Here is a 14,522-nt window from a genome sequence, read left to right on the forward strand (position 1 = left end):
GCGAATTTTGAACTCCAGTGGCCAGTCCGGGCGGCGTTTTTTGACAGGCAGGTTTGTTTCAAGATTGAAAGCGTACAGTTCCTCTTCCAGGCGCTCGGGCGTGTATTCCAGCGGCAATGGCCAGTTAATACCCGTGCGGCGGAAACGCTTGAACATTTTATGCGTGGCGGAAGTACTGATGTTCAGTTGCTCAGCGATTTCACGGTAAGTCAGGGCGTCGTTAAAGCGCAGACTGAGTGCAGTAGTGATCCAGGGTCTGCTGATGTAAGGCGTGTTTCTGTCCACGGTAGTGTCCATGTTCGTGAAAGTGTCCATGGTAGAAAACACGGGCAAAAATAAAAGACGGTCTGGATGAGACGCTTACAAATAAAGCACCGTCCCTCAAAATCATTCCCTACTCGGCGGTAATCGTAAACGATCATCTGGGGAACCAGCTTGACGGCACCATCGCACTGGATGCCGGTGGCGCGCAGGGCTATGGTGTTCAGCTTGGCTGGGGGGATTACAGCACACAGAGTGCGGGTATTAATCCTGGTAACCCGGTGCTGTTTAACACGCCCGTTTCCGTCAGTTCGCTGGTCAGCGGTTACGCCTCAACGATTGCGTTAGGTGCAAATGCCCCTTCTGCCACGATCAAAATGGCGGCACGTTTTATTCAAACGGAAGCGGTGCCTCAGGCTGGCAAAGCCAGACCGGCGATAGAAGTGATTGCGAATTACGAATAGAGAAGCCAGTACATGGTGACGGCTCAACCGGTGGTGCCGGTCGGAATATCATCCGCCCATTGGCCAGCAGACTTCATCAGTTCTGCCACCACACTGCGGTTTAAGCCGAGTCGGTGGCCCAGCGCGCTGACATCTTCCCATTTGTGGTTTTCATACAGTTGCGCCAGGTGCAGGTAAGGATAGAGCGGGCCGCGCTTCTCTCTCAGTGCCATCATCACGTTGGATGACACGTCAATCTGGCCAATCAAATCGGCCATCGGCATTTCGAAGATATCGTCTAACTGCGAGAACAACCCTACGATAAAGGCATCATCTGATGAATGACGGCTGATCGAACGGGCGGCGGCGAGTTCGCAGAATTTTCCGCGAATCAGGCAGCGGTGATAAATTTCATCCGTTTTGCCGACGTTCACCGAGGTTAAGCAGGCCACCAGGACGAAGCGGCGTAGCTCATTGGTGCCAAGGTAGAAGATGATGTCTTTCAGTGACTGGCTGCGAAAGTTTTTGATGCCGCGTGCATTGAAGACAATATTCTGCGCATAACGCATCAGCTTGAAAGAGAGTGCCAGGTCCTGTTTCAGCAGCGCTTCTATTTTGCCGAAGTCCGGAGAGTCCGTGTTCACTTCCCTCATCAGCTTTAAGGTCACAGACTGATTCTGGATAAGCTTGTTGTTGGCGTGAATGACTGGCTTACTGAAAAAGTGCCCCTGGAACAGGGTGCAACCCAGGTCGCGGAAACACTCATACTCTTCCTGCGTTTCGACTTTTTCCGCCAGAAAAACGGTGCCCTTTAGCAGGTCGGCTTTGCTTTCAATGTAATCTTTGATCTTTTCCGCCGTGCTCATGCGCACATCAAACTTGATGATGCTGACATAGGGCAGGAAGTCATTCCACGTATTGCCGAGTTCAAAATCGTCCAGCGCGATACGGAAACCATGTTTATAAAGCTGTTTTACGGTCTTAAGCAGGCGGGGAGTGGGTTCAGCGGTTTCGAGTATTTCCACAATGACACGGTCTTTCGGCAAGGTCTCGGCCATGCCCTGGACCAGCAGCTCATAGGGAAAGTTAACGAAGATGGCGCTGTATTCCTTAAGGCGACCGAGGGGCGCACCAAGAAATTGTTCTACGATGATTTGGGCAGTGGCATATTCCGGAGTAACGTCGGGAAACCGGTTCGTCATGCTGTCTCTGAACAACAGCTCATAACCGACTGTGTTCATATTTTCATCAAAAATCGCCTGGCGGGCGACAAAAGAAAACATTGGATACTCCATACAGATGCCTGCAAAAATCAAAAACCCGGTTAATGAAGTATGAAACCGGTTAATCCCCCATCATTTTCCCTTACCGATGAAATGGAAGCCTGGACGAAAATGGCAAAGACGCGTGTGGGTCTTACAGAAGGCCGTATCTTTTGTAAACTTCTGAGGGACTTAAGTCAAATCCCATCTGCGTTTACGGGGCGTTGTCGGGGCAGTTTTCTGCAAAAAAAATGTTCAGTCCGCTGAAAAAAATAAACCCGATTGCCTGCAACCGGGTTTTTCCTGTGAAGCACCCGATTATGACCGGGAGACAACCCCAGCTTTTTCCAGCATAGCGTGTAACAACACATTTGCCCCGGACGTGACCTGTTCCGGTGAAGAATATTCTATCTCATTGTGACTGATGCCATCCTTACAGGGAATAAAAATCATCCCGGCAGGTGCGAGCATGCTCATATAAACCGCATCATGTCCCGCACCCGAAACGATATCCATGAAAGAATAGCCTAATTTTTGCGCTGCCCGTTGTACGGCGTCTTTACAATCCGGGTGGAACGGGGCCGCGGGATAATGCGAGACCTGTTTCAGCTCCACGCTCAGCCCGGTTTTTTCGACCGTCTGCGCAATGTACGCTTTTAATGCCGCATCCATGTTATCCACGTCGGCATCGGTCATATTGCGAAAATCGATGGAGAATTTCACGCTGCCCGGCACCACGTTGCGGCTGTTGGGATGCACCTGCACCATACCCACGGTACCGCGCCCGTGAGGAGCAAATTGCCCGGCAATGTTCACCACTTCCTGCATGATAAGCGTGGCAACCTGCAGGGCATCTTTGCGCATTGCCATCGGCGTTGGCCCGGCGTGGGACTCCATCCCCGTGACGATACAGTCATACCAGCGAATACCCAGTACCGCTTGCACCACACCAATGGCGATATCCCGATCTTCGAGGATAGGGCCCTGTTCGATATGCGCTTCAAAGTAAGCGCCGATAGGGTGGGTTCCCGGCACCACATCCCCCGCATAGCCAATCTTGAACAGTTCGTCTTTTACCGATTTCCCCTCGGTGTCAGTTGCCGCGTAGGCCGTCTCCAGCGGGAAGATGCCAGCGAAGACGCCCGAACCCATCATCACGGGCACAAAGCGCGAGCCTTCTTCGTTGGTCCAGAAAACCATCTCAACCGGCGCTTCGGTTTCGATACCGCGATCGTTTAGGGTGCGGATAACTTCGAGCGCCGAGAGAACGCCAAAATTGCCGTCGAATTTTCCCCCGGTTGGCTGGGTGTCGATATGGCTCCCCGCGATAATAGGCAGCAGGGCGTTGTTGCGGCCTGGACGGCGCATAAAGACATTGCCGATCTGGTCTATTTCGACCGACAGCCCGGCGGCTTTGCCCCAGCCGACGACCAAATCACGCCCCTGGCGGTCGAGGTCGGTCAGCGTTAAGCGGCAGACCCCGCCTTTGGGCGTGGCGCCAATTTGCGCCAAATCCATTAATGATTGCCACAATCGATCGCCATCAACCCGCAGGTCACTGATATCAATGCTGTTCGTGTCTGGTGAAACGACTTCACTGCTCATGATTGTTTCCTCAATGTCTGGTGATTAACGGGCGACGGCCTGTGGGGCGCGCTGGCGCTCCCATGCTGCCGCTGCGCTGAAATCCGGCCCGAATGGCGGGCGTTTGATATAGCGACCCGCTCCTTCGCGGGCGCGCAGTTCGCCATCAACCCATACCAACTGGCCCTGGCTGATGGTGAAGGCCGGGACGCCGGTAACCGTACGACCTTCGAAAATATTGAAATCATTGCGTGAGTGGTGGGTGCTGGCGGAGAACGTTTTGCTGCCCGTCGGATCCCAGAGCACCAGGTCGGCATCCGCACCCTGTGCCACGCACCCTTTACGCGGATAGATATTGAAAAGGCGGGCGGTATTGGCAGAGGTAATTGCCACGAACTCGCTCGGCGTCAGGCGTCCGCTGTTGACCCCGGCGTCCCAGATGACCGCCATGCGCTCTTCCACGCCGCCGCAGCCGTTGGGAATTTTGCTGAAATTGTCGCGACCTGCCGCTTTCTGGCTGGCGCAAAAGGTGCAGTGGTCGGTGGCGGTGGTATGAAGCTGGCCGGATTGCAGACCATGCCACAGCGCCGACTGATGGGATTTATCGCGAAATGGTGGACTCATCACGTGGGCAGCGGCGAAGCCGAAGTCCGGATGGCGATAGACGCTGTCGTCAATCACTAAATGCCCGGCGAGCACTTCGCCATAGACGCGCTGACCGCGGCCGCGAGCACGGGCGATGGCCTCGGCGGATTCGCGGCACGAGACGTGTACCACGTAAATCGGTACGCCCATAATACTGGCCACCGTGATGGCGCGGTTGGCGGCTTCGCCCTCGACTTCCGGCGGGCGGGAGAGGGGGTGGGCTTCTGGTCCGGTGATGCCTTGCTTAAGCATCTCTTGTTGCAGCAGGTAAACCATCTCGCCGTTTTCCGCGTGTACCGTGGGCATCGCCCCCAGTTCCAGGCAGCGACGGAAGCTGTTCATCAGGGTTTCGTCATCGCACATGATGGCGTTTTTGTAGGCCATAAAGTGTTTAAAGCTGTTGACGCCTTCCTGCTGTACCAGCGTGCCCATGTCCTGATGCACGCTCTCGTCCCACCAGGTGATGGCGACGTGGAAGCTATAATCGGCCGCCGCTTTTTCAGCCCAGCCGCGCCACTGCTGATACGCGTCCATCAGCGGTTGTTGTGGGTTAGGGATGACGAAATCGATGATGGTGGTGGAACCGCCCGCCAGTGCCGCAGCGGTGCCGCTGTAGAAATCATCGACCGTGGTGGTGCCCATAAACGGGAAATTCATATGGGTATGCGGGTCGATGCCACCGGGCATTACGTACAGCCCGCCCGCGTCCACGGTTTCGGTTCCGGCGGGGATATGCCACTGGGTTGCATCGCCAACGGCAGCAATGATGCCGTCGACACAGAGCACGTCGGCACGACGCTGGTGGTCCGCGTTGACGACGGTTCCGCCTTTGATCAACAGGTTACGCATTCGTTTTCTCCTGTAGTGATTTGGTTTGATGGGTTATGTTCTTTTCCCCTCACCCTAACCCTCTCCCCAAAGGGGCGAGGGGACTGAACCGAGCTGGCCTTGCTTTTCTCCCTCTCCCTTGAGGGAGAGGGTCGGGGTGAGGGGGGGCAGGTCGCACACCGCCAACTACGCCGTGGCGGCCATCGGGTTATTCGGGTGCGTCGTCCAGTTGGCGTACACCTCCGTCACCACCTTGCCGGTACGCTTATCCACCTCGCCGGGCTGCAGGCTGCGCAGTGAAATGCAGTTTTCCACCGGGCAAATCGAGGCGCAGAGATTGCAGCCAACACAATCCTCTTCGCGCACTTCGAAGCGCCGCTCCTCCCCGGTTGTCGCGGCAATCGCCTGGTGCGAGGTGTCTTCGCACACCAGATGGCAGCGCCCGCACTTTATGCACGACGCCTGGTCAATCACCGCTTTATCCACGTGATTCAGGTTGAGATAGCGCCAGTCGGTGACGCTTGGCAGCGCCATGCCGCGGAAATCTTCAATGGTCTGGAACCCTTTCTGATCCATGTAGTTTTCCAGGCCGCTTATCATGTCGCGCACAATCTGGAAGCCATGGACCATCGCGGCGGTACACACCTGCACCGTCCCGCACCCCAGCGCGATAAACTCCGCCGCATCGCGCCAGGTGGATATCCCGCCAATGCCGGAAATCGGCAGGCCACGGGTTTGCGCGTCGCGGCCAATTTCCGAAACCATATTCAGCGCAATCGGCTTCACCGCCGGGCCGCAGTAGCCGCCGTGCGACCCCTGGCTGCCCGTATGCGGCGACATCAGCATCTGGTCGAGGTCTACGCCAATCACCGAATTAATGGTGTTGATCAGCGACACAGCATCCGCGCCTCCCGCTTTTGCCGCCCTGGCCGGATAGCGAATATCGGTGATGTTTGGCGTCAGTTTGACGATCACCGGCAGGCTGCAATATTGCTTGCACCAGCGGGTGACCATTTCGATATATTCCGGTACCTGACCGACCGCCGCGCCCATCCCACGCTCGCTCATGCCGTGCGGGCAGCCGAAATTCAGCTCGATACCGTCTGCCCCCGTGGCTTCTACCTGCGGCAGAATGGTTTTCCACGCCTCTTCTTCGCAGGGCACCATGATTGACACCACTACCGCCCGGTCCGGCCAGCGCTGTTTGATGCGGGTAATCTCCTCAAGGTTGATGGCCAGCGTACGGTCAGTGATAAGCTCGATATTATTCAGCCCCAAAATGCGTCGGTCGGTCCCGAGCAGTGTGCCGTAGCGCGGCCCGCTGACGTTGACCACGTGCGGATCCAGCCCGAGCGTTTTCCACACTACGCCGCCCCAGCCCGCCTGAAAGGCACGCTCCACGTTGTACTCTTTGTCCGTTGGCGGCGCGGACGCCAGCCAGAACGGATTAGGGCTTTTGATGCCAAGAAAATCGGTGTGCAAACTAGCCATGGGAGTGCTCCTGAAAAGAGGTGGCGTTAGCGGCGTCGGTGATGGTGAGGGCCAGCGCGATTGAACGGGCAGCGAGTTTGCCCTGGCGTACGGCGTCAACCGTCAGATCAAGGCCGCCCGCACAGCAGTCTCCCCCGGCCCAGACGCCCGCCAGCGAAGTGCGACCGCTCTCATCAGTGGCGATACGCCCGTGTTTGAGCACAATGTTTTGCCCGACGGGGGCGCTGTCGAAGGTCTGGCCGATGGCTTTTAGCACCATGTCGGCTTCCAGCGTGAAGGTCTCATCGCTGATTTCACCCTCACGCATCACGCTGAACGTCACGCCCGTCAGGCGGTGGTTGTGCTGCTCGAAGCGCAGCGGGGCGGCCCACAGGCGCAGCGTCACGCCGTTCAGCTGTGCCCACTGGCGCTCTTTTTCTGATGCCTTCATCTGTGCTTCGCCACGGCGATACACCAGCGTCACCTCTTGTGCGCCGAGTTTTTTCGCCTGTACGGCGGCGTCGACGGCGGTCATCCCCCCGCCAATCACCACCACTTTTCGGCCAACGGGGAGCTGGCTCAGATCCGCGCACTGGCGCAAACCGGCGATGAAATCCACCGCTTCACAGACCCCTTCGGGTTCGGTGCCACTGTTTTCCAGCTGGTTCACGCCCGCTAACCCAAGGCCGAGGAATACGGCGTCGTGGCTGGCCCGTAGCTGCGCGAGGCTGAAACCTTCACCCAGCGTTTGACCCGCGTGCAGCGTGATGCCGCCCACCGAGAGCAGCCAGGCCACTTCGCGCGCGGCGAAATCGTCGGTCACTTTATAGCTGGCAAGGCCATATTCATTGAGACCGCCCGCTTTACTACGGGCATCGAAGAGATCCACGCTGTGGCCTGCTATCGCCAGATGGTGGGCAACGGTCAGCCCGGCCGGCCCCGCGCCGACCACGGCAATGCGCTTGCCTGTTTCCGGGCCACGAACGAACAGCGGCTTACCGGGATGAGCAAAGAAATGGTCGGTCGCGTGGCGCTGGAGCAGGCCGATATTGAGCGGGCGACCATCCAGTGCGTTACGCACGCAGACCTGCTCACACAGGGTTTCGGTTGGGCAGACGCGGCTACAGATAGCGCCTAATACGTTGGATCGCAAAATGACCTCTGCCGCACCGCGATCGTTGCTCTGGGCGATGCGCTGGATAAAGCTCGGCACATCAATATCCGCCGGGCAGGCCCGGGAACAGGGGGCGTCAAAGCAGTAGTAACAGCGTTCCGCTTCAATCACCGCCTGGGTGGCGGTTAACGGGGGCGCGCAGTCCGCAAACTCGCGGGCATACGCGTCGGGGGCCAGCCGTGCGGGCTGGATCCCGGGGGCGTCGATACCTGAACAGTTGCTCATCATGCTTCTCCTGAATTGTCAGCAGGGTTATCTCTCCCTGCGTTAAAAATCCTGACCAGATGGTTAAGTTTTCGCGTAATAACCATGCTAATTACGTGCCATTTGCGGCATGTTTGCCGCAGATCGCGTAAATTCAGGGAGTTAAAGGATCATGAACAACATAGTGTGATTTCTTATGGTGTTTTTTGGTGCAATTCGCACCATATTTGACGCTATTTGCTGCATATTGCAGCAAGATTTGTGAATCACTCCAGCCCGCAGATCCGCCAGACGCAGCGCAACACATGTTCCGTTGCCCGCAGCTGCGCCCCCTCGCTGTGAGAGTCATCGCCCAGTACGGCGGCAATCTGAATATCAAAATCCGCGTAGGTTTGGGTCATCGACCAGACGGTAAAAAAGAAGTGGGTGGTGTCCATCGGCTGGAGCTTGCCGCTGGCAATCCAACCATCGAGGATGCGCGCCTTTTCCGCGACCAGTTGTCTGAGCTGAGTTTTTAACAGCGGGTGGACCACCTGTGCCCCTTGCAGGATCTCATTGGCAAACAGGCGAGAGGCTTCCGGGCGGGCAAAACTAAAACCAATTTTTTTACGCACATACTCTTCGAGCGCGGTTTTGGGATCGGCACTGGCGGAGATCCCCTCAAGCGGCGCCAGCCAGTCGTGCAAAATGCACTCTAGTACGCGCAAATAGAGGGTTTGTTTACTGCCGAAATAGTAATGCAGATTCGCTTTTGGCAGCTCGGCGGCATCGGCAATCTGCTGCATGGTGGCACCGCGAAATCCGTAACGGGCAAAGACGCGCTCGGCGGCAGGCATGATGATCGCCTCGTTATCCTGGCGAATACGCCCTTTTTCCAGCGAAACGTCAATGCCGCTCAGCAGGCTTTCAGTCATGACAGGCTCCAGTGAAATCCGCCGTCCCTGGCGGGGGAGGGTTATTTCAGTTTCGCTGCGGCATCCCAGACGGTATGAGTCATCGCGCTGTCACTCGGATCTTTTTTGATAACCGGGGTATCGCCACCGCTGTGCAGTAAGACATCAATCGTACGGCGATAGGCTGCCGGGTCGAGATAGCCGATTTTCGGCGTGTTGGCATTGGTGATCAGCTTCGCCACGTTCTCCATCTGGCGCGTCTGCACCTCTTCGGTAGCCGCACCGGAAGCATCTTCCGCGACCACGATTTTCGCCGCCTCTTGCGGGTGTTTCACCGCGTAGTCCCAGCCTTTAAACGACGCTTTCAGGAACCTGGCCATTTTGGCGACGAACGCCGGATCTTTCAGGCTGGAATCCAGCACATACAGGCCATCTTCCAGGGTGGATACGCCCTGATCCTCATACGGGAAGGTGATCAGATCGGATTCTTTTAAGCCCGCATCGATCAGCTGCCAGTATTCGTTGTAGTTCATGGTGGAGATACAGGCCGCCTGATCCTGCAACAGCGGATCAACGTTAAAACCTTGTTTGAGAATGGTAATGTCGGTGCCAGGTTTCAGCCCCAGTTTGTTCATCCAGTTGAAGAAGGGGTACTCGTTGCCGCCGTACCAGACGCCCAGGGTTTTGCCTTTGAAATCGGCAGGCGTTTTAATGCCGCTCGATTTTTTACAGGTCAGCATCATCCCGGAGCGATCGTAAACCTGGGCAATGTTGACCAGCGGAACGCCCGCCTCGCGTGACGCCAGCGCATCCGGCAGCCAGTTGACGATCACATCTGCGGATTTCCCGGCAATCACCTGGACCGGAGAAATATCCGTACCGCCGGGTTTAATGGTGACATCCAGTCCTTCCTCTTTATAAAACCCTTTTTCCTGCGCCACGTAGTAGCCAGCAAATTGCGACTGCGGTAACCACTTCAACTGCAGCGTCACTTTTTCTGCTGCGTGTGCTGAAAAGGTAAAAGCCACAGACATTGCCGCCAGCAACAACCCCCGGCGAAAAGCGGAACGTTTCATCATGGGATAACTCCTCGGGTTAGTGTGCATCATCATGTTTTTATGTTGTTTTACTTTTCCGTCGCCATCCCACGAATCGAGGGATGCCAGAAATTCACGCGGCGATCGAGCCGGACCAGCAAGGTATAAATTAGCGAACCCGCCAGCGACGACACCACAATCGCTGACCACACCACGGGCATATGCATTCGCGCCGATTCCGTAGAGATGCGAAAGCCCAGCCCGGCGGTTGGTGAGCCAAAATATTCAGCGACAATGGCGGTGATCAGCGCCAGGGTGGCGTTCACTTTCAGGGCGCTAAAAATAAACGGCATCGCGGCGGGAAGACGCAGCATGCGCAACTGCTGGTGGGGCGTGGCGGCGTAGCAATACATCAGCTCTTGCTCGAGTTTGCCGCTCGCTTTCAGTCCAGCCAGGGTGCTGACCAGCGCCGGGAAAAAGGTCACCAGAATGACCACGGCGGCTTTTGACGGCCAGTCGAAACCAAACCACATCACCGCGATAGGGGCGACGCCGACCAGCGGCACGGTGCTGGTCAGGCTGGCGACGGGCAACAGCCCACGTTGCAGGAAGGGCAGTCTGTCGATAAGCAGCGCCACGCCAATGCCTAAACCGCTGCCCAGCAGATACCCCGCCAGCACCGATTTGAGGACGGTCTGCACCAGGTCGCCTGCCAGCAGCGAGACGCTGTCGACGAGCGCGGTGAGGATATCCAGTGGCGCAGGCAGGATGACCTGCGGAACGGCAAACCCGGTGACCAGAACCTGCCAGAACCACAGCAGCCAGATGCCGAGTAGCGCAGCAACGGCAGCTGGGGGAACCGGGGCACTCGCCAGCCGCTGTACGCTAACGGCGGCCAGCAGCGCCAGCGCGAGGGTGCTCAGGCCCGTAAACGGCAGCACCGCCAGCCAAAGTGCGCAGACAGCGAGCATCGTTGCGAACAGCGCGGAGCGCAAAACGGTTTGTGAACAGGCCAGCAGCGTACTGACAATCAGCAACAGTGCATTGGCGCGCAGTGCAACAGACGCAGCGTTATCGCCACTTAACTGAATAAGCGACAGGACGGCGATGATAAACGCGCTGACTAACAGCAGCGTGCCGGGAATCGTACTCTTTTTCATCACGCCCCCTTACGCTGGCGCATGACCAGCCGTTCAGTCAGGGTTACCAGCCCCGTTAACGCCAGGCCCAGCAGCGAGGCCATCACTAAAGCAGACCAAATCTGAATGGTGTTACCGTAATAGGAGCCGGTCAGCAGTCTTGCCCCCAGCCCGGCCTGTGCGCCGGTGGGCAGCTCTGCCACCATGGTGCCAACCAGACCGCTGGCAATGGCGACGCGAAACGCCGGAAACAGATACGGCAGAGAGGAGGGCAGGCGGACCATCCAGAAGATATCGACCCGCCGCGCGGCGTAGGTATGTACCAGTTCCATTTCCATTTTTTGCGGCGAACGCAGCCCCTGAACGGTGGCGATGGTGACCGGGAAAAAGCACAGGTACATGGCGATGGTCGCTTTGGGCAGCATGCCGGTGATGCCCAGACTGCCGAGGATAATCAGCACGATGGGGGCAATCGCCAGCACCGGGATAGTTTGCGAGGCAACAATCCACGGCATCAGCGCTTTATCGAGCGTCCGGGAGTGCACAATGCACACCGCCAGCAGGATGCCCAGCACCACCCCCATGGCGAAACCGGTCAGCGCGGCGCTGGCGGTCACCCAGGTGTGCAGCAACAGGTTGCGCGGTGAGGTGAGCGGCCACTGGGTCATGCTGTTCCAGATATCGGCAATCAATTGATGCGGCGCGGGCAACAGTGGACGCGTGGCGTTGAGGGACGCGGCGATCAAATCGCTGCTGGTCCAGGGGCCGCGTGGCGCCAGCACGCGGTCGATCACCCCGGATGCGTTAAGCGCGAAGGCCAGCACATACCAGAGGATTAGCGCCGCCAGCAGTACGCTGCCGACGGGCAGAGCATAGAGATGCAGACGCTGACTAATGGTCATGATGCCCCTCCACCAGCGCCTCGCGCACGTCGGCAGCAAGCTGTAAAAAGGCCGGGGTGTCACGAATGGCAAGGGTGCGCTCGGCGGGAAGCGGAGAGTCAATCACCTTCACAATCCGCCCCGGGCGCGGCGACATCACCACGATTTTGGTCGACAGGTAAACCGCCTCGGAAATGGAGTGGGTCACGAAGACCATCGTGCGCTGCTCGTTAAACCACAGCTGCTGTAGCTGCTGGTTGAGGTTGTCGCGCGTCAGTTCATCCAGCGCGCCGAAGGGTTCGTCCATCATCAGAATCTTGGGTTCAAAACCGAGCGCACGGGCAATGGAGACGCGCTGCTGCATGCCGCCGGAAAGCTGCCACGGGAATTTTTTCTCAAAGCCTTTCAGGCCGACGCGCGCCAGCTGCTCGCGGGCGATTTCATCGCAGCGTTCTGGCGGCACGCCCTGGATTTGCAGAGGCAGTTTGACGTTTGCCAGCACGGTACGCCATGGCAGCAGGACCGGAGCCTGGAAGACGTAGCCGTATGCCCCTGCCTGTCGGGCTTCGGAGGGCGACATATCGTTGACCAGCACTTCGCCGGAGGTAATGGGCTCCAGGTCGGCAACGGCGCGCAGTAAGGTGGTTTTGCCACAGCCGGAAGGGCCGATAAACGAGACAAATTCGCCCTGGCGAATGGTCAGGTTAATGTCCTTGAGCGCATGCACGGGCTGGTCGGCCGCCGGATAAATGACATTGGCCTGGTATACCTTGATGGCAGGCCGTGCGGTGGCGGTTGCCGGTTTCAACGGCACGACCGCAGATTCCTCTGCATAGATCAACTGGCTCATTCCAGGACTCCCCTGTTTTTTTGACTAACTGGTTAAGTTTGTTTCTCTATGCCATTTTTGTGCCAGGCGTTGAATGCCGTTATTTCGCGGCTTTTGGCTGCAAGATAAGGTTTTTTGATGGCTAAATTGGTGCAAATGTCGACAGTGATGCATGTTCGTGGGGCAGGACTGTGTGGGTAAAACAGGCAGGTTTTGCTGAAAAAAGGAGCGGGAGTCTGCAGACTACACGCCCCCTTCACAAAGGGGGAGTGACAGTCTGGATGTGGCGGTGTGGCAGATGACGTTACAGGCCGTATAAGGCAGAGAGCAGCCCGACAATGCCACCCGCGGCCAACAATATCAGCGGCGAAAGGCGGGTTTTCAAAAACAGGACGATGCACACGGCGATGGTGGCGAGTTGCAGAGCGTTATGCACCACCGCGCCAGCGACCAGCGCCCCGCCGGAGATAACCAGCCCGACCGTCAGGGGGAGCAGCGCATGGTTCAACACCCGCTTCATTTTCTCGTTGGTGTTTTTATTCCATAGGGTCACGCACGCCACCACGATCAGTGACGAAGGGATGAACTGGCAAACGGTTGACACCACCAGCCCGGCGATGCCCGCGACGCGCCAGCCCACCAGCGAGGTAATCATCATATTGGGGCCTGGGGCCGCCTGCGCGAGGGCGAACAGCTCACTGAATTCCCGGGACGTCATCCAGTGATGGACGTCAACCACCTGGCGCTGCAGTTCCGGGAGAATGGCATTACCGCCGCCCAGCGCTAAAAATGAAAGCTGTAAAAAGATAACGGCAAGGGATAACAGCGTGGTCATGATGTGTGTTTCCGGTAGCTCAGCACAATGCTCAGCGGCACGGCGACCAGTAAGACCGGAAGCAGCGGCAGGCGGATAACGGCAATGGCGATAATGATACCGCCCATGATGAGCCACGATGTCAGTGCGCGTGGCATGGAGAAGAGGATTTTCAGCCCGGTGGCACTGATAAGCCCGGCGGCCGCGGCGGATATTCCGGCGAAGACCGAAGCGACCAGCGGATTGTCATGCCAGAGCAGCCAGATATTGCCCAGGCCGATGATGATCAGCAGCGGTGCGGTCAGTAATCCCACTAGTGCAACAAATCCACCCTTGAGACCATGAAACTCGACCCCGGTGGCGACGCACAAGTTAACGGCATTTCCTCCTGGCAGAAACTGGCACAGTCCCAGCAGTTCGGCAAAGCGTTGATCCGATAGCCAGCGCTTTTTCTCCACCAGCGCCTGGTGCATTAACGGCAGCACCCCACCAAACCCGGTTACCCCTAACATAAAACAGGTCTGCCAGAGCTGCCATAACGTTGGCCTGGCGTCTGGTGATACGGGCATCTTCTTATTTTCTTGCACGACAACATACCTCTGATGGACGAAACCACAACGTGCGATAACCGATTCATAATGGTGATGAAATTACAGGAGTTTAATCAGCAGAAAAATGATCGCCGCCAGAATCCGTGGCGACAGCGGTGGCTTTCCACAATATTCCCAACGAGAGGCCCGATTTTTGACATACCGGGGCAACGGGATCGCTGGCGTTAACCGCTTCGCTAAGAATTTTCTTGTTTTATGGCAGGTGGTTACTTCCCGATCTACCCTTAAAGCGCATCAGGAATGCGAAGCTCTCTGAGTATGTAATGATGGTCTTCTCTATTAATGAGAGAAACTGTTGAATAAAAGGTTTTGGACATGTTGCGGCCAGCTCTTACGAGCTGGCTTTTTTTTCACCAATGAGTTGGTTGTTTTTAGATAGTGTCGTCACGAGGATAAAAATCATTGATAATAGGGCCTTCTAATCAGAAGGCCCTATTATCATGACTA

At 57.1% G+C, this 14,522-nt stretch carries 14 protein-coding genes; 1 reads left to right on the forward strand and 13 read right to left on the reverse strand.

All coding sequences use genetic code 11. The features are described from left to right. A partial coding sequence (locus tag ACSZPU_RS16940; protein WP_499001098.1) for a winged helix-turn-helix transcriptional regulator occupies window positions 1-285 on the reverse strand: 285 nt, incomplete at its 3' end. A gap of 257 nt (window positions 286-542) precedes the next feature. Between ACSZPU_RS16940 and ACSZPU_RS16945 the strand changes: the two genes are divergently transcribed. Then, complete coding sequence (locus ACSZPU_RS16945) at window positions 543-725, forward strand: hypothetical protein (RefSeq protein WP_499001100.1); 183 nt, start codon at window positions 543-545, stop codon at window positions 723-725. Window positions 726-748: 23 nt separating this feature from the next. Here ACSZPU_RS16945 and ACSZPU_RS16950 read toward each other — a convergent pair whose 3' ends face one another. The 12 genes from ACSZPU_RS16950 to ACSZPU_RS17005 form a co-directional block, all read right to left on the reverse strand. Further along, on the reverse strand, window positions 749-1,987 hold the full coding sequence (locus tag ACSZPU_RS16950) for an EAL and HDOD domain-containing protein (RefSeq protein WP_499001103.1): 1,239 nt from the start codon (window positions 1,985-1,987) through the stop codon (window positions 749-751). Window positions 1,988-2,284: 297 nt separating this feature from the next. Beyond that, window positions 2,285-3,571 carry a Zn-dependent hydrolase gene (locus ACSZPU_RS16955; RefSeq protein ID WP_499001105.1) on the reverse strand — a complete coding sequence of 429 codons (1,287 nt, stop codon included), beginning with the start codon at window positions 3,569-3,571 and terminating at the stop codon, window positions 2,285-2,287. A gap of 24 nt (window positions 3,572-3,595) precedes the next feature. Then, entirely contained in the window at window positions 3,596-5,044 is a 1,449-nt protein-coding gene (gene hydA, locus ACSZPU_RS16960; RefSeq protein WP_499001107.1) for a dihydropyrimidinase, read from the reverse strand. Window positions 5,045-5,209: 165 nt separating this feature from the next. Then, on the reverse strand, window positions 5,210-6,514 hold the full coding sequence (gene preA / locus ACSZPU_RS16965) for an NAD-dependent dihydropyrimidine dehydrogenase subunit PreA (protein WP_499001109.1): 1,305 nt from the start codon (window positions 6,512-6,514) through the stop codon (window positions 5,210-5,212). Continuing rightward, the gene (locus tag ACSZPU_RS16970; RefSeq protein WP_499001112.1) at window positions 6,507-7,895 is read right to left on the reverse strand and encodes an NAD(P)-dependent oxidoreductase; all 1,389 of its coding nucleotides are present in this window, start codon (window positions 7,893-7,895) and stop codon (window positions 6,507-6,509) included. Before ACSZPU_RS16970 ends, preA begins: the two co-directional genes overlap by 8 nt. Window positions 7,896-8,137: 242 nt before the next feature. Continuing rightward, window positions 8,138-8,785: a TetR family transcriptional regulator C-terminal domain-containing protein gene (locus tag ACSZPU_RS16975; RefSeq protein ID WP_499001114.1), complete on the reverse strand. Its 648-nt coding sequence runs from the start codon at window positions 8,783-8,785 to the stop codon at window positions 8,138-8,140. Window positions 8,786-8,826: 41 nt separating this feature from the next. Then, window positions 8,827-9,843, reverse strand: coding sequence for an ABC transporter substrate-binding protein (locus ACSZPU_RS16980; protein WP_499001116.1), 1,017 nt, complete (start codon window positions 9,841-9,843; stop codon window positions 8,827-8,829). Window positions 9,844-9,890: 47 nt separating this feature from the next. Further along, entirely contained in the window at window positions 9,891-10,961 is a 1,071-nt protein-coding gene (locus tag ACSZPU_RS16985; RefSeq protein ID WP_499001119.1) for an ABC transporter permease, read from the reverse strand. Beyond that, window positions 10,961-11,842 (reverse strand): ABC transporter permease, encoded by an 882-nt coding sequence (locus ACSZPU_RS16990; RefSeq protein ID WP_499001121.1) that lies wholly within the window; start codon window positions 11,840-11,842, stop codon window positions 10,961-10,963. The genes ACSZPU_RS16985 and ACSZPU_RS16990 overlap by 1 nt, the downstream gene beginning before the upstream one ends. Beyond that, window positions 11,832-12,671 (reverse strand): ABC transporter ATP-binding protein, encoded by an 840-nt coding sequence (locus ACSZPU_RS16995; RefSeq protein WP_499001124.1) that lies wholly within the window; start codon window positions 12,669-12,671, stop codon window positions 11,832-11,834. Before ACSZPU_RS16995 ends, ACSZPU_RS16990 begins: the two co-directional genes overlap by 11 nt. 283 nt (window positions 12,672-12,954) lie before the next feature. Further along, the gene (locus ACSZPU_RS17000) at window positions 12,955-13,485 is read right to left on the reverse strand and encodes a chromate transporter (protein WP_499001127.1); all 531 of its coding nucleotides are present in this window, start codon (window positions 13,483-13,485) and stop codon (window positions 12,955-12,957) included. Continuing rightward, complete coding sequence (locus tag ACSZPU_RS17005; RefSeq protein WP_499001128.1) at window positions 13,482-14,033, reverse strand: chromate transporter; 552 nt, start codon at window positions 14,031-14,033, stop codon at window positions 13,482-13,484. The genes ACSZPU_RS17000 and ACSZPU_RS17005 overlap by 4 nt, the downstream gene beginning before the upstream one ends. Between the last annotated feature and the right edge of the window lie 489 nt (window positions 14,034-14,522).

The sequence above is a fragment of the Phytobacter sp. V69 genome, assembly GCF_965644215.1.
Classification (GTDB): domain Bacteria; phylum Pseudomonadota; class Gammaproteobacteria; order Enterobacterales; family Enterobacteriaceae; genus Phytobacter.